At 75.3% G+C, this 14,822-nt stretch carries 12 protein-coding genes; 8 read left to right on the forward strand and 4 right to left on the reverse strand.

What is annotated here, in order from left to right; genetic code table 11:
- The first annotated feature begins 188 nt into the window (after window positions 1-188).
- From MUK52_RS27975 to MUK52_RS27995, 5 genes are all read left to right on the forward strand, one after another.
- Window positions 189-989 carry a crotonase/enoyl-CoA hydratase family protein gene (locus MUK52_RS27975; protein WP_114056365.1) on the forward strand — a complete coding sequence of 267 codons (801 nt, stop codon included), beginning with the start codon at window positions 189-191 and terminating at the stop codon, window positions 987-989.
- A 79-nt stretch (window positions 990-1,068) separates the two neighbouring features.
- Window positions 1,069-2,049: a Zn-ribbon domain-containing OB-fold protein gene (locus MUK52_RS27980; protein WP_114056364.1), complete on the forward strand. Its 981-nt coding sequence runs from the start codon at window positions 1,069-1,071 to the stop codon at window positions 2,047-2,049.
- Entirely contained in the window at window positions 2,049-3,107 is a 1,059-nt protein-coding gene (locus tag MUK52_RS27985; protein ID WP_114056363.1) for a thiolase family protein, read from the forward strand. The genes MUK52_RS27980 and MUK52_RS27985 overlap by 1 nt, the downstream gene beginning before the upstream one ends.
- A complete protein-coding gene (locus MUK52_RS27990; RefSeq protein ID WP_114056362.1) occupies window positions 3,104-4,270 on the forward strand; it encodes a thiolase family protein in 1,167 nt (388 codons plus the stop codon). Before MUK52_RS27985 ends, MUK52_RS27990 begins: the two co-directional genes overlap by 4 nt.
- 240 nt (window positions 4,271-4,510) lie before the next feature.
- Window positions 4,511-5,011 (forward strand): hypothetical protein, encoded by a 501-nt coding sequence (locus MUK52_RS27995; RefSeq protein ID WP_114056361.1) that lies wholly within the window; start codon window positions 4,511-4,513, stop codon window positions 5,009-5,011.
- Window positions 5,012-5,024: 13 nt separating this feature from the next.
- Here the strand turns inward: MUK52_RS27995 and kstD are convergent, their stop codons facing one another.
- Window positions 5,025-6,809, reverse strand: coding sequence for a 3-oxosteroid 1-dehydrogenase (gene kstD / locus MUK52_RS28000; protein ID WP_472913015.1), 1,785 nt, complete (start codon window positions 6,807-6,809; stop codon window positions 5,025-5,027).
- A gap of 177 nt (window positions 6,810-6,986) precedes the next feature.
- Window positions 6,987-8,111 (reverse strand): aminoglycoside phosphotransferase family protein, encoded by a 1,125-nt coding sequence (locus tag MUK52_RS28005; protein ID WP_114056359.1) that lies wholly within the window; start codon window positions 8,109-8,111, stop codon window positions 6,987-6,989.
- A gap of 230 nt (window positions 8,112-8,341) precedes the next feature.
- On the opposite strand from MUK52_RS28005, the gene MUK52_RS28010 reads away from it, so the two are divergent.
- Window positions 8,342-9,823 (forward strand): DNA-binding protein NsdB, encoded by a 1,482-nt coding sequence (locus MUK52_RS28010; protein WP_114056358.1) that lies wholly within the window; start codon window positions 8,342-8,344, stop codon window positions 9,821-9,823.
- Window positions 9,824-9,934: 111 nt separating this feature from the next.
- Here MUK52_RS28010 and MUK52_RS28015 read toward each other — a convergent pair whose 3' ends face one another.
- Entirely contained in the window at window positions 9,935-11,395 is a 1,461-nt protein-coding gene (locus MUK52_RS28015) for a PP2C family protein-serine/threonine phosphatase (protein WP_284581101.1), read from the reverse strand.
- A 208-nt stretch (window positions 11,396-11,603) separates the two neighbouring features.
- Complete coding sequence (locus MUK52_RS28020) at window positions 11,604-11,852, reverse strand: SCO4226 family nickel-binding protein (RefSeq protein ID WP_114056356.1); 249 nt, start codon at window positions 11,850-11,852, stop codon at window positions 11,604-11,606.
- Window positions 11,853-12,529: 677 nt separating this feature from the next.
- On the opposite strand from MUK52_RS28020, the gene MUK52_RS28025 reads away from it, so the two are divergent.
- Together MUK52_RS28025 and MUK52_RS28030 are read left to right on the forward strand one after the other, a co-directional pair.
- On the forward strand, window positions 12,530-13,078 hold the full coding sequence (locus MUK52_RS28025) for a (2Fe-2S)-binding protein (RefSeq protein WP_246042613.1): 549 nt from the start codon (window positions 12,530-12,532) through the stop codon (window positions 13,076-13,078).
- 213 nt (window positions 13,079-13,291) lie between these two features.
- Window positions 13,292-14,797, forward strand: coding sequence for a helix-turn-helix domain-containing protein (locus MUK52_RS28030; RefSeq protein WP_350206153.1), 1,506 nt, complete (start codon window positions 13,292-13,294; stop codon window positions 14,795-14,797).
- Window positions 14,798-14,822 lie beyond the last annotated feature (25 nt).

Genomic DNA, 14,822 nt, shown 5'->3' on the forward strand with positions numbered 1-14,822 from the left:
CCTCCCTCACCCCGGGATCGGCCCGCGCGACGAGCGGCCCGCGGGGCCGCCGGGCGGCCATTACAGCGCCGCGCAACCCAACTGGGAAGGGAGCCGCCCAAGAAAACTGACTGAGTGTCAGGAAACTCTTGAACTGCTCCGGGCCCTCCTGCAACCTGTTCCAGGTCACCGGAGACGGGAGAACGGCCATGGGTGGGACGGAACACCTGACCGTGCAGCGCCACGGAGCCACGCTGGTACTCACCATGAACAGGCCCGAGGCGAAGAACGCGCTCTCGCTGCCCCTGCTGGTCGGCCTCTACGACGGCTGGCTCGAAGCGGACGCCGACGACGCCGTCCGCTCCGTCGTCCTGACCGGCGCGGGCGGCGACTTCTGCGCCGGCATGGACCTCAAGGCGCTTGCCGGGCGCGGCATGGGCGGCGAGGCCTACCGCGACCGCCTCAAAGCCGACCCCGACCTGCACTGGAAGGCGATGCTCCGCCACCACCGGCCCCGCAAGCCGGTCATCGCCGCCGTCGAGGGGTACTGCGTCGCAGGCGGCACCGAGATCCTCCAGGGCACCGACATCCGCGTGGCCGCCGAAGGAGCCGTCTTCGGACTGTTCGAGGTCAGGCGCGGCCTCTTCCCGATCGGCGGCTCGACCGTCCGCCTGCCCCGCCAGATCCCGCGCACCCACGCCCTGGAGATGCTGCTGACCGGCCGCCCCTACTCCGCCGAGGAGGCCGCACGGATCGGCCTCGTCGGCCGCGTCGTCCCGGACGGGACCGCGCTGGAGGCCGCCCTGGAGACCGCCGAGCTGATCAACGCCTGCGGCCCCCTCGCCGTCGAGGCCGTCAAGGCGTCCGTGTACGAGACCGCCGGCCTCACCGAGGCCGAGGGCCTCGCCGCCGAACTCGACCGCGGACAGCCGGTCTTCGACACCGCCGACGCCAAGGAGGGCGCCCGCGCCTTCGCCGAGAAGCGCCCCCCGGTCTACCGCCGCGCGTGATCCCCCTCCGCCCCCGCCCTCCCGCGCTCCTCCTCCCTCCCGCCGGGCCCGCACGCCCCCGGAGAATCCGGAGAGACCCATGACAGCCGCGCCCCCGCCCGAGGCGCTCCGCGCGCCCCTCGTCGTCGAGTTCCCCTTCACCCGCTCCCTCGGCCCCGTCCAGAGCGCCTTCCTGACCGGGCTCCGCGAACGCGTCGTCCTCGGCGCCAGGACCTCCGGCGGCACCGTCCTCGTCCCGCCCGCCGAATACGACCCCGCCACGGCCGAGGAACTCCGCGACCTCGTGGAGGTCGCCCCCGCCGGCACCGTCACCACCTGGGCCTGGAACGACCGCCCCCGCCCCCGCCAGCCCCTCGCCACGCCCTTCGCCTGGGTCCTCGTCCGCCTCGACGGCGCCGACACCGCCCTCCTGCACGCCCTCGACGCCCCCGGCCCCGACGCCGTCCGCACCGGCATGCGCGTCCGCATCCGCTGGGCTGCGGAACGCACCGGCGCCATCACCGACATCGCCTGCTTCGAACCCGTGGGCCCCGAGGGACCCGAAGCCCCGCCCCTCCACCCGCCCGCCGCGGCCCCGCACGACGGCCGCTTCCCCGACCCGGTCACCCGCATCGTCACCGAGGCACGCCTCGACTACACCCACACCCCCGGCCGCGCCCAGGGCGCCCACCTCGCCGCCCTCCGCGGGCGGCGCACCGTCGGCGAGCGCTGCCCCTCCTGCCGGAAGGTGTACGTCCCCCCGCGCGGCGCCTGCCCCACCTGCGGCGTCGCCACCACCGACCGCGTCGTGGTCGGCCCGGCCGGCACCGTCACCACCTTCTGCATCGTCAACATCAAGGCCCGCAACCTCGACATCGAAGTGCCCTACGTCTACGCCCACATCGCCCTCGACGGCGCCGACCTCCCCCTCCACGGCCGGATCGGCGGCATCCCCTACGACCAGGTCCGCATGGGCCTGCGCGTCGAACCCGTGTGGACCGCCGACGGCCGCCACCCCGACCACTACCGCCCCACCGGCGAACCCGACGCCGCCTACGACAGCTACAAGGAGCTCGTCTGATGCCCCGCCACGAGCGCGACATCGCCGTCGTGGCGTTCGCCCAGAGCGACCACCGGCGCCGCACCGACGACCTCAGCGAGCTCGAAATGCTCCTGCCCGTCCTCGACGAGGTCCGCGAGCGGACCGGCCTGCGCGCCCGCGACATCGGCTTCACCTGCTCCGGGTCGAGCGACTACCTCGCAGGCCGCCCCTTCTCCTTCACCATGACCCTCGACGGCGTCGGCGCCTGGCCCCCGATCTCCGAATCCCACGTCGAGACGGACGGCGCCTGGGCCCTGTACGAGGCCTGGGTCAAGCTGCGCACCGGGCAGGCCGACACCGCGCTCGTCTACGCGTACGGCAAGTCCTCGCCCGGCTCCCTGCGCGACGTCCTCACCCGGCAGCTCGACCCCTACTACCTCGCCCCCCTGTGGCCCGACTCGGTCGCCCTCGCCGCCCTCCAGGCCCGGGCCCTCATCGACGCCGGGGACACCGACGAGGAGGCGCTCGCCGCGATCGCCGCCCGCAGCCGCGCCGACGCCGCGGCCAACCCGCACGCCCAGCTCGCCGGCGCCGTCCCGCACGGCGGCCATCAGGTCCGGCCGCTGCGCACCGGCGACTGCCCGCCCGTCGGCGACGGCGCCGCCGCGGTGGTCCTCGCCGCCGGCGACACCGCACGCCGCCTGTGCGGGCGGCCCGCCTGGATCACCGGCATCGACCACCGCATCGAGGCCCACAGCCTGGGCGTGCGCGACCTCACCGACTCCCCGTCCACCCGCCTCGCCGCCCAGCGCGCCGGCCTCTTCACCGCGCCCGTCGACACCGCCGAGCTGCACGCCCCGTTCACCTCCCAGGAGGTCGTCCTGCGCAAGGCGCTGCGCCTCGGCCGGTCCACCGCCGTCAACCCCTCCGGCGGGGCGCTCGCCGCGAACCCCGTGATGGCCGCCGGCCTGATCCGCATCGGAGAGGCCGCCGCCCGCATCCACCGCGGCGCCTCCGACCGGGCCGTCGCCCACGCCACCTCCGGCCCCTGCCTCCAGCAGAACCTGGTCGCCGTCCTGGAAGGGGACCGAGCATGAGCAAGGAGCCCGTGGCCGTCATCGGCATCGGCCAGACCAAGCACGCGGCCGCCCGCCAGGACGTCTCCCTCGCCGGCCTCGTCCGGGAGGCCGCCGCCCGCGCCCTCGCCGACGCCGAGCTGGCCTGGCAGGACGTCGACGCCGTCGTCATCGGCAAGGCCCCCGACTTCTTCGAGGGCGTCATGATGCCCGAGCTCTACCTCGCCGACGCCCTCGGCGCCGTCGGCAAGCCGATGCTGCGCGTCCACACCGCGGGCTCCGTCGGCGGCTCGACCGCGCTCGTCGCCGCCGACCTCGTCGCGGCCCGCGTGCACCGCACCGTGCTCGCGCTCGCCTTCGAGAAGCAGTCCGAGTCCAACGCCATGTGGGGGCTGTCGCTCCCCGTCCCCTTCCAGCAGCCGCTGCTCGCCGGAGCCGGCGGGTTCTTCGCCCCGCACGTGCGCGCGTACATGCGGCGCACCGGAGCACCCGCCGCCGTCGGCTCGCTCGTCGCGTACAAGGACCGCCGCAACGCCCTGAAGAACCCGTACGCGCACCTCCACGAGCACGGCATCACCCTGGAGCAGGTCCAGGCCTCGCCGATGCTGTGGGACCCCGTCCGCTACTCCGAGACCTGCCCCTCCTCCGACGGGGCCTGCGCGATGCTCCTCACCGACCGGGCCGGCGCCGCCCGCGCCCCCCGCCCGCCCGCCTGGGTGCACGGCGGGGCCATGCGCAGCGAGCCGACGCTCTTCGCCGGCAAGGACTTCGTCTCGCCGCAGGCCGGGAAGGACTGCGCGGCCGACGTCTACCGGCAGGCCGGCATCACCGACCCGCGCCGCGAGATCGACGTCGCCGAGCTGTACGTGCCGTTCTCCTGGTACGAGCCGATGTGGCTGGAGAACCTCGGCTTCGCCGCCGCGGGCGAAGGCTGGAAGCTCACCGAGTCCGGCGCGACCGGGCTCGACGGGGACCTGCCCGTGAACCCCTCCGGCGGCGTCCTCTCCTCCAATCCGATCGGCGCCTCGGGCATGATCCGCTTCGCGGAGGCGGCCCTCCAGGTCCGCGGCCAGGCCGGCGCGCACCAGGTCCCGGGAGCCCGCCGGGCGCTCGGCCACGCCTACGGGGGCGGCGCGCAGTTCTTCTCCATGTGGCTGGTCGGCTCCGGGCTCCCGGCCTCCTGAGCACAGGCGGGCCCGGTACGGGACATCGCGGGGCGCGCGTGACGCGACGTGGCCCGCGCGACACGCCGCGTCGCCTCCAGGCCCGGCGCGGCCCGGCACGCGGCGGCGAACGCCCCGGCAGCCCCCCGCCGGTCCCCGCGCCGGAGGGCCGGCACCGCACGGCGCACGGCGCCCGCGAACGGCGAACGGGCGCGGCGCCCCCGGATCCGGAAAGCGCCCCCGGCCACGTACCATGGCCGCATGTCCTTCCTCCGCCGCAACCGCGCCGCCACACCCGCCGGCCCGGACTTCGACGTCCTGGCCATGGACCCGGGGGACTGGCCGGGCAATCTCGGGGCCGGGCTGCTCCCCGCGCCCGACGGCAGCTGCCAGGGCGTCTTTCTCCGCTACGACCTGTTCGGCGGACGCGGCCCCGCAATGATCATCGGGAACCTCCCCGAGGGCTCCCCGGCCCGCGACCTCGCCGACGGCCAGATCCCCTTCGAGGTGGCACAGCTCCTCGACGCCCTGGAGAACGACGAGGAGGTCGAGGTCACCGGCATCGAGGACTGCCCCGTCATGCAGGGCGACAACCTCCTCATCGTCCGCAAGATCAAGCTCTCGGAGTCCCGGATCAGCTGCGTGCAGTTCGACCGCAGCGACAACGTCCTCGTGACGATCGCCAGCTGGGACCGGCCCATCAGCGACGACCTGTACACCCTGCTCAAGCCGCTGCCCGCCGAGCTCTTCCAGCAGGGCTGACCGCCCGGCCCGGTCACCCGTCCGCGATGTCGTTCGCCGCGGCGTAGCCGAACGCCATCGCGGGGCCGATCGTCGACCCGGCCCCCGCGTAGCTGCGGCCCATCACCGCCGCGCTCGCATTGCCCGCGGCCCACAGGCCCCGGATGACCGAGCCGTCCGGCCGCAGCGCCCGCGCCCGCGCGTCCGTCACGATGCCGCCCTTCGTCCCCAGGTCGCCCGGCACGATCCGGAACGCGTGGAAGGGCGGCAGCAGGACCGGGGCAAGGCAGGAGTTCGGGTACACCCCGGGGTCCGTGTAGTAGTGGTCGTACGCCGTCCGCCCGCGGCCGAAGTCGGCGTCGGTCCCGCTCCACGCCTGGGCGTTGAACCGGCTCAGCGTCGCCCGCAGCGCCGCAGCCGGCACGCCGATCCGCTCCGCGAGGCCGTCCCACGTCCACGCCGTGTGCACCGCCCCCGCCGCGTACCACGCGTCCGGAAGGGGCAGCGCGGGCAGCACGTCCTTGAACAGGTACTTGTTGCGGTAGTGCTGGTCCACCACCAGCCAGGCCGGGATGTGGGAGCCCGGCGCACCCCGGTCCTTCTCGTACATCACGTGCACCACGTCGCTGTAGGGGGCCGCCTCGTTGACGAACCGCGCCCCCGCCGCGTTCACGAGCAGCCCGCCCGGCAGGGTGCGCTCCGCCAGGCAGAAGTACGGCTCCCCGGGCAGCGGCACCGTCGGCCCCCACCAGGCGTCGTCCATCAGGTCCAGCGCCGCCCCGGCCCGCTGCCCGGCGCGGATCCCGTCCCCGGTGTTCTCCCGGGCGCCCACCGACCACTGCGTGCCGGTCGGCTGCTGCTGGTACTGCGCGCGCATCGCCGCATCGTGCTCGAACCCTCCCGAGCCGAGGACGACGCCCCGGCGGGCCCGCACGGTGCCGCGGACGCCGCCCTTCTCCACGACGACGCCGGTGACCGCCCCGCCCTCCGTCACCAGGTCCGTCAACGGGCACTCCAGCCACACCGGTACCCCGGCCTGCGCCAGCCCCGCCCGCAGCCCGGCCGCCAGTGCCTGGCCCATCGTGAGCGGCTTCTCCCCGCGCAGCGCGGCCCGCGTGCCGCGCGCCAGGCACGCGGCGGCGACGGCGGCCCCCCGCGCGTTGACGGCGGCCAGGGTCAGCCACCGGTAGTCCTGGCCGAAGACGACCATCCCCGCGGGGACGGGCATGTACGGCGGGTTCAGCCGGGCCAGTTCGGCGCCGAGGACGCGGCCGTCGAGCTGGTCGGGCTCGATGGAGCGGCCGTTCGCCAGCCCGCCGGGCAGGTCCGGGTAGTAGTCGCTGTACCCGTCCATGTAGCGGAAGCGGAGGGGGCTGTTCGCCATGACGAAGTCCAGCATCCGCGGCCCGTTCGCCAGGAATGCCGCCTGGCGGTCCGCCGGCACGGACGGACCCACGACCGCCGCCAGGTACGCGGCCGCCTTCTGCGGGGTGTCGGGTACGCCGGCGCGCAGGATCACCGAGTTGTTCGGCAGCCAGATCCCCGCCCCGGAGCGCGCCGTCGACCCGCCGAAGGCCGGCGCCTTCTCGACCAGCAGTACGCTGAGCCCGCGCTTGGCCGCGGTCAGCGCGGCCGTCATCCCGGCGGCCCCGGACCCGACCACGACGACGTCGTACTCGCCGAACCCGGGTCCGGCGTCGGCGCGTGCCACGGATGCCGGAAGGCCGGCGGCGAGCGCGCCCGCTCCCGCCCCGGCGAGGAGCGCGCGGCGCGAGGGAGGGGGTGCGGGGCGCGGATCGGGGGCGGTGCTCGCGGTCATGGCAGGCTCCGGCGGGAAGAGGCGGCAGGTGTCTGATGCAGTGTCAGAAACCTGTGCCCGGGACCCCGCGATGTCAAGTCATCCGTCCGCATGCCGGCCCGGACGCACGAAATCCCGTGGAGCGCACACCGGTTGTGTGCGCCACGGGATTTTCGTGACGGTGTCGTTCGCCGCCTCTCAGCGGGTCCCGACGGCCGCGCGGACCGCCCTGCGGGCCATGCCGCAGTCGTCGTGCAGGCGGCGCAGCAGCAGCCGCTGCTCCTCGCCCGAGGACAGGGCGCCCGCCGGCAGGGGCTGGTTCGGGGCGGAAGCGGCCATCGACCGCTGCACCGCCGTCTCGCACATCCGGATCTCCCGGGTCAGCACCAGCATCAGGTTGACCAGGAACGCGTCCCGCGCCGCCGGTCCGGCCGCCTGGGCGAGCCGGCTGATCTGGCTGCGCGCGGCCGGCGCGTCACCCAGCACCGTCCACAGCGTCGCCAGGTCGTAGCCCGGCAGATACCAGCCCGCATGCTCCCAGTCCAGCAGCACCGGCCCCGCCGGCGACAGCAGCAGGTTCGACAGCAGGGCGTCTCCGTGGTTGAACTGCCGCTGCACACCGGCCAGCTTCAGCCCGCACAGCAGCTTCTGCAGGTCTCCCAGGTCCCGGTCCGTCAGCAGCCCCAACTCGTGGTACCGCGCGATCCGCTGCCCGTAGTTCAGCGGGTCCCCGAAGAGATCCGCCGGCGGCCGCCACTGGTTGACCCGGCAGACCGCTCCCAGCGCCGCCCGCAGGTCGGGTCGCGGAGGGGCCTCCACCGGATGCCGCTGGAGTGCCGCGACCCGGCCCGCCATCCGCTCCACCACCAGCGTCCCGTTCTCGGGGTCCGCGGCGATCAGCCGCGGCACCCGGACCGGCGGGCGGTGTCGGACGAACGTCCGGTACGCCGCGATTTCGTGCCGGTACCGCTCGTGCCATTCCGGCGAGTGGTCCAGTAAAACCTTCGCCACGGCGGTCATCCGGCCGGTCGTCCCCACCAGCAGCACCGACCGGCCGCTGCGCCGCAGCACCTGCACCGGAGCAAACTCCGGGCAGATCCGCTGCACCGAGGCCAGTGCGGTGCGCAACTGCGCCCCCTGCGGCCCCGACAGGTCGATTCTCCCGCTGAGCGGCTGCGTGACGGCCCCCGGCATCCGCCGGGCCCGGACGGCGCCGGGAAGCGGCACCGCGGGGCGGGCGGCATCGAGATAGGAGCCCCCGCCCGCCTGGAGCGTGCGGTGGGGCCGGACCGGGGCGGACACGGAGGACGTTGCTGCATACATGGCGTTGCGGTTCCCTTCGTGCGCCGACGAGATCTGTACGCCGCCCCGCCGGCCCCGGGTTTCGCCCTGGGGAGTTCCGCCCGGCGACCGGGTCGGGGAGGCGCATTCCTACCTGACACCCTGGCGCGGGTGGCGGACCATCTGGCTGCCCCTGGCGAAGCCTGGCGAATAGTCGCTGGGCATCTGTCGGCGGGCTACTGTCAAACCAGCCGAGAACCTGGGGGCTTGACGTGAGCAAAGGACCAAACACCCGACTGAGCGACCTGTTCGGCCTGGCCGGCTGGTCGAAGGGTGAGCTGGCGAGGATGGTCAACCGGCAGGCGGCCGCGATGGGCCACCACCAGCTGGCCACCGACACCTCGCGGGTACGGCGGTGGATCGACATGGGGGAGACCCCCCGCGAACCGGTGCCCACCGTCCTGGCAGCCCTGTTCACCGAGCGGCTCGGTCGTGTCGTGACCATCGAGGACCTCGGGTTCGTACGGCAGCGGCGCACCTCCGGGCGGCAGCCGGACGGGGTGCAGGACAACCCCGAAGGCATGCCCTGGGCGCCCGAACGCACAGCCGCGGTCCTCACCGAATTCACGGGAATGGACCTCATGCTCAACCGTCGCGGTCTGATGGGTGCAGGAGTGGCGCTCACCGCCGGCTCCGTCCTCACCAACGCCATGTACGACTGGCTGCACACCGACCCGGGTGCGGGCGGCCAGGCCCAGCGCTTCGGCGAATCATTCCAGGCCGACCCGGCCGGCTTCGACCGGTACGAGGCCGCGCCCATCGGAGCGGAGGAGATCGAGGCGCTGGAGCGCTCCGTGGAGGTCTTCCGCGCCTGGGACGCCGCCAGAGGCGGCGGCCTGCAACGCAAGGCCGTCGTCGGCCAGTTGAACGAGGTCGGCGGCATGCTGGCGTACCGCCACCCCGACCACCTCCAGCGGCGCCTGTGGGGGGTGGCGGCCAACCTGGCGGTGCTGGCAGGCTGGATGTCGCACGACGTGGGCCTCGAACCCACCGCCCAGAAGTACTTCGTGATCGCTGCGCACGCCGCCCGCGAGGGGGGCGACCGGCCGCGGGCGGGCGAGGCGCTGTCGCGGGCGGCCCGCCAGATGGTGCACCTGGGCCGGCCCGGCGAGGCGCTGGACCTGATGAAGCTGGCCAAGTCCGGTTCCGGCGAGGAGACGCTGCCGCGCACCCGGGCGATGCTGCACACCATCGAGGCGTGGGCGCAGGCCGCGATGGGCAAGGGGCAGGCCATGCGGCGGACCCTCGGCGAGGCCGAGGACCTGTTCGTGTCCGACAAGGCCGACGTGCCGCCGCCCTCCTGGATGCAGCACTTCGACGAGGCGGACCTGCACGGCATGCAGGCCCTGGCCTACCGGACGCTCGCCGACCACGAGCCGTCCGCCGCGCCGATCGCCCAGCGGCACGCCCGCGAGGCGCTGCGGCTGCGGGCCGGCGGCCACCAGCGCTCGCAGATCTTCGACTACATCTCCATGGCCTCGGCCTGCTTCATCGCGGACGACCCCGAGCAGGCGGACCGGTACGCCCGCCTCGCCCTCGTCTCCATGAACGAGACCTCCTCGCACCGGACGTGGGACCGGCTGCGGGAGATGTACCGGCTCACCGGCCAGTACGCGGGGTACTCGCGCATCGAGGACCTGCGGGACGAGATCAAGCTGGCCCTGCCCAACAGCCCGGTGCAGCAGACGGTCTAGGGGTGCCGGTGCGCGCGCCGGACCTTCCGGCGGCGCCACGACGGAAAGGCCGCGCCAGGGGCGCGGCCTCCGACCGGTCCGGCGCGGCAGAGGGCTCGGCTCCGGCGGCCGTCAGGTACCGATCCGGGCGACCAGGACGCAGGCGCCGCCTTCGCGCCCGTCCCCGCCGAACTCCTCGACGACCGTACGCAGGCAGTCCTGCGCGGATGAGGCCGCGGAGAGCCGCGGTGCGAGAGCCAGGAGCCGCTCGGTGCCGTCCGCCCGGCCGAGCCCGGCGTCGTACGGCAGCAGCCCGTCCGTGTGCAGGACGAGCACGTCGCCGGCTTCGAGCCGCTCCTCGGCCTGCCCGTACGCGGCTCCGGTCGTGGCGCCCAGCAGTACGCCCTCGGGCGGGGCGAGGGTGCGGCCGGTGCCGGCGCGGACCAGCAGCGGGGCGGGGTGGCCGGCCTGCGCCCAGGACAGGACGCGGCTCCCCGGGTCGTACCGGCAGCAGACGGCCGAGCCGAGCGCGGGCTGCACGGAGGCTTCGAGCAACCGGTTGAGCCAGCCCATCAGGGGGCCCGGCTCGATGCCGGCCATGCCCATGCCGCGGAGGGCGCCGAGCATCATCGCCATGCCCGAAGTGGCGGTGACGCCGTGCCCGGTGAGGTCGCCGACCGTCAACAGGGTGTGCCCGTCGGGCAGGTGCAGGGCGTCGTACCAGTCGCCGCCGATCGGTGCGCCCGCCGCGGACGGGAGGTGGTGGGAGGCCACGTCGAGGGCGCCGGCGCTGTCGTGCGGCAGTCGCAGGGAGGTGCGCCACGGGGGCAGGACGGCCTCCTGGAGTTCCACGGCGAGCCGGTGCTCGGTCCGGGCGATCTCCCGGCGGTGCCGCAGGGACTCGCGGGACTCGTGCACCGCGCGCCGGCTCCGGCGCAGCTCGCTGACGTCCCGGAAGACGGCCCACATGGAGGCGGTGCAGCCGTCGCCGTCGAGGACGGGCTCCCCCCGCATGTGCAGCGTGCGGACCCGGCCGTCGGGCCGGACGATGCGGAACTCCCCGTCGAGCGGCGTGCCGTCGACGAGGCAGGCGGTGAGCATCGCGGTGAGCAGGGGCTGGTCCTCGGAGAACAGGGTGGAGCCGAGCTCGTCGAGGGGAAGGGGGCCGGCCGCGGGGGAGCGCCCGAAGATCCGGAAGAGCCCCTCCGACCAGCTGGCCTCGTCGGTGAGGAGGTTCCACTCGGCGCTGCCGATGCGGGTGTGCCGGCCGTCGGCGCCGTCGGCGCTGTCGGCGCTGTCGCGGACGTCGCCGCCGTCCGGGCCGGGCTGCGTCTGCGCCCGGCCGTCGGAGGCCGCGGGCGGGGGCAGGCCCTTCTTGAGCTGGCCCAGCTGGTCGTGCAGGTCGTCGAGCTGGTGCACGGCAAGGTCGCACAGTGCCCGCTGCCAGCGGCCCTGTGCGCCGTCCCCGGCGGCGGTGTCGCGGCGCACCGCGTCGAGGCTGCCGCGCAGCCGCCTCGCCTGCGAGATCAGGGCGTCCACCGATGCCGGCTCGGGCGGCTGCGCGGGACGGTCCGCGAACAGATGGGACGGCATGTGCACTCCGATACAGGCGCGGCGCGGCCAGGTCTGAAACAGAAGGGCCTCTACGACTCTGGCACAGGCGTGAAGGGGCTGTAAGGCGATTGGCAACATCCGTCCCGGGCTTGCTTCTGGCATATGCCTGAGGCTTCCCGGCGGCCGGCCGGGGTGTGCGAACGATTCCGGTCACCACTCCGGCCGACCCGGCCGCCGGGCCCGTCCGTCACACCGTGATCGGCACGGGATGGATCTCGTTGGCGGGGTGGCCCGTGCGCTCGTGGATCCGCTGGACCGCCTCCGCGGACGGCGCCTCCGACAGGCAGTACACGGTCCCGGACTCGGGGTCGGCCCAGGCCCGCTCGAAGTGCACCTTCTCCTCGGCCTCGATCGCCAGGTCGGCCCGGTGGGCGGCGGACAGCTGCTCCGCCGTGATGCCCTTCATGCCGTGGTGGACGTCCATGAACTTCGTCACCGCTGCACACCTCCTCCATACGCTCGGCAGGGACGGGTCTCCTGCTTCCATCGTCCGCCCATGGCGGGAAAAAAGCGCCACGGTCACTCCCGCTCGAAGGCACGGCCGACGCGGCTCACCCCGCAGGGGCGTTCGCTTCGCACAAGGCGCCGGAGTGCGCCGCCACGGGGGACCCCCGAACGAAGGACCCCCGCCCGGGCGCGTACGACCGGCGGCCCCGGGGCCCTTGCCGGCGTTCCGCATCCGCGCCCGCCCGGCCTCCGCTGCGCTACCCGTCGGTAGGGTCCGGCAGCGGCGGAGCGGGACCGGCGCCGGGCCCCGGAAAGCGGGGCACAGCGACATGACCGAGGCCCACCCGGCAGCCGGGCGCAGCCGCCGCTCCTTCCTGACCCGCCTCGTCGCCGCGCCGACGCTCGCCCTCGCCACGCACGCCGCCGCGGAGGCCCTCGCCCCGCACACCGCGCACGCCGCCGTCCCGTCCCCGCCCGCCCCGGCCGACCTCGTCGACCTGTTCATCCTGCCCGGCGCGCCCACCGCGGCCCTGCTCGCGCTGACCGCCCCGCGGGCTGCGCGCAGGGCATCGCCTTCCACGAGGAGTACCGCTCACGCACCGCCTGCCTCGTCGAGATCGACACCGCGACCCCGAGCGCGTCCGCGTCACCCGGGCCGTCATCGCCGTGGACGTCGGCCTGCCCGTCAACCCGCGCGGCCTGGAGGCCCAGATGGCCGGAGGCCTCACCGACGCGATCTCCACCACCCTGCGGGCCGGCCTGCACATCGACAGGGGGCTTCCGCCGAGCGAGAGCCCCACCGCCGACGCGCCCGACGACCTGCCCCTGCTGTGGGTGCTGCGCGACATGCTCGGCGTCACCGGCCCCGAGTACGGCTGCGGCGTCGACGTCTGCAAGGCCTGTACGAGCCACTCCGACGGCCGGGACATCCGGCCCTGCGTCGTGCCCGTCTCGCAGTGCGCGGGCAGGACGGTGACCACCATCGGGGGGCTCGCCGACGGCGACCGGCTGCACCCCGTGCAGGAGGCCTGGCTCGAACAGGACGTGTCGCAGTGCGGGTTCTGCCGGCCCGGCCGGATCATGGCGGCCGCCGCGCTGCTGCGGCGCACCGCCGAGCCCACCGACGAGGACATCGACGCGATCGCCGACATCTGCCGCTGCGGCACCCATCCGCGCATCCGGGAGGCCATCCGCAGCGCCGCGGCGCGCAGGTGAGCGGGAAGGCCCCGGGAACCCCCCGTGGTACCCGGGACCGACGCCCGCGCCCAGCGTAGCCGCGCGGCGGCCGCGCTGCCGGTTCAACACCGCACAGCGAGCAGGCGAGAGCGGTGTCACAGCGCACAGCGGGACAGCGGTGGTTGAATGCGGCGGCGCCCCCCGCACCGAACGGAGCCTGCCATCCCGAACCCGCCCGCACCGACCCCGCCGGTGCGCCCGTCCGGCACCCCGGCACCCCCGCAGAGCCGCTCCGACGACGTGCTGAAGATGCACCGCCTCGCGCACTCCGGCGGTTCGGCCGCCGTCCTGCGCTGGCTCGCCGCCCGGCTGGGCGGCTGGGTCGGCGTGGTCGCCACCGCCGCGGGCCCCGGCCCGCACGGCGCCGCGGACCCCGCCACCCCCGAACCCGCCCTTCGGGGAGCCGCCGAACTCGCCGACCGCGGCCTGCGGTCGGCCGTCCTCGACGGCGGCGGATCCACCGCGCTGCTGTTCGCGCTGGGGCAGGGCCGCGCGCTCGCCGCCGTAATCCGCCCGCCGCACGACCCGGCCGCGCCGGCGCTCCTGGCGGACGCCGCCGTGCCGCTGGCCCTCGTCCTGCGCGCCGAAGACGCGGAGCGGCGCGACCAGCGGGCCGAACTCGCCGAGTCCCGGGCCCGCGAGGCGGTCCTCCACCTGCTGATGAACGGCCGGCTCTCCACGGCCCACCAGGTCGCCGAGGCGCTGTCCCCCTCGCTTCCCGAGCCGATGCGGATGCACGTCGTCGCCTGCCGGCCCGGCGAGCGGACCGCCGTCGCCCGGCTCTGCGGGGAGCTGACCGGCGGCAGCGCGTGGGTGGTGCGCTGCCCGGTCTACGAGGGCCACCTGATCGTGCTGGTGCCCGCCGAGGGCGGGCACGGACCGGACGGGCACGCCGCCCTCGCCGCGGCCGTTGCCGCCGCCGTCCCCGGGTGCGCCGTCGGCGCGAGCGGGGAACTGCCGCTGCGCGAGGCCCCCGCCGCGTACACACAGGCGTTCCACGCCCTGGCCGTCGCCCGCTCCCGCCCCGGGCGGCACGCCCGCTTCGGCCCCGGCCCGGAACCCGAACTGGCCGCCCACGCGGCCGGATCCGGCTGGGCGGCGGCCCTGCTCACGCCGCTGCACACGCACCGGCCGCGCCGCCCGCAGGACCCCGGAGCGCAGGAGCTGCGGGCCACGGCCCGGGCCTGGCTGGACTTCGGACCGCACGCCACGCGGCTGCTGAAGGTCCACCGCAACACCCTGGCGACGCGGCTGCGCCTGATCGAGTCGCTGACCGGCGCCGACCTCTCCCGTCTCGCCGACCAGGCCGCCCTCTCGCTGGCACTGCGGCTCACCCCCGACAGCCCCCTCGCCGCGCCCGCCGGCCCCGGGACGCCGCCCGCGGACCTCGGCGCGGGCCTCGACGCCGTGCTGCGCCACCCCGACGTGGCCGCCTGGGCCCGCGCCCACCTCGCCCCGCTGACCGGCCCCGACGCCCCGCCCGGCGCGTACGGGACGGTCCTGGCCTGGCTGCGCCACGACGCCCGCCTGGCCCCGACCGCGGCCGCGCTCGGCATCTCCGTCCCGGGCACGCGCAAACGGCTCGCCCGCACCGAGACCGTCCTCCAGCGCTCCCTGCTGCGCTCGCCGAGCGCCCGCCACGACCTCTGGCTGGCCCACCGCGCCGCGGAGCTGGCCCAGCCCGGCAGCGAGCCGTGAACGCGCCCCGTCCGAGGCCCCGGCC

It is taken from the genome of Streptomyces sp. 2P-4, from assembly GCF_030167965.1.
GTDB classification, from domain to species: Bacteria; Actinomycetota; Actinomycetes; order Streptomycetales; family Streptomycetaceae; genus Streptomyces; species Streptomyces globosus_A.

Excerpts from the sequence above, each read along its gene's own strand:
- MUK52_RS27975 (WP_114056365.1), top strand. The coding sequence starts at position 189 with ATGGGTGGGACGGAACACCTGACCGTGCAGCGCCACGGAGCCACGCTG.
- MUK52_RS27980 (WP_114056364.1), top strand. The coding sequence starts at position 1,069 with ATGACAGCCGCGCCCCCGCCCGAGGCGCTCCGCGCGCCCCTCGTCGTC.
- MUK52_RS27985 (WP_114056363.1), top strand. The coding sequence starts at position 2,049 with ATGCCCCGCCACGAGCGCGACATCGCCGTCGTGGCGTTCGCCCAGAGC.
- MUK52_RS27990 (WP_114056362.1), top strand. The coding sequence starts at position 3,104 with ATGAGCAAGGAGCCCGTGGCCGTCATCGGCATCGGCCAGACCAAGCAC.
- MUK52_RS27995 (WP_114056361.1), top strand. The coding sequence starts at position 4,511 with ATGTCCTTCCTCCGCCGCAACCGCGCCGCCACACCCGCCGGCCCGGAC.
- kstD (WP_472913015.1), bottom strand. The coding sequence starts at position 6,809 with ATGACCGCGAGCACCGCCCCCGATCCGCGCCCCGCACCCCCTCCCTCG.
- MUK52_RS28005 (WP_114056359.1), bottom strand. The coding sequence starts at position 8,111 with ATGTATGCAGCAACGTCCTCCGTGTCCGCCCCGGTCCGGCCCCACCGC.
- MUK52_RS28015 (WP_284581101.1), bottom strand. The coding sequence starts at position 11,395 with ATGCCGTCCCATCTGTTCGCGGACCGTCCCGCGCAGCCGCCCGAGCCG.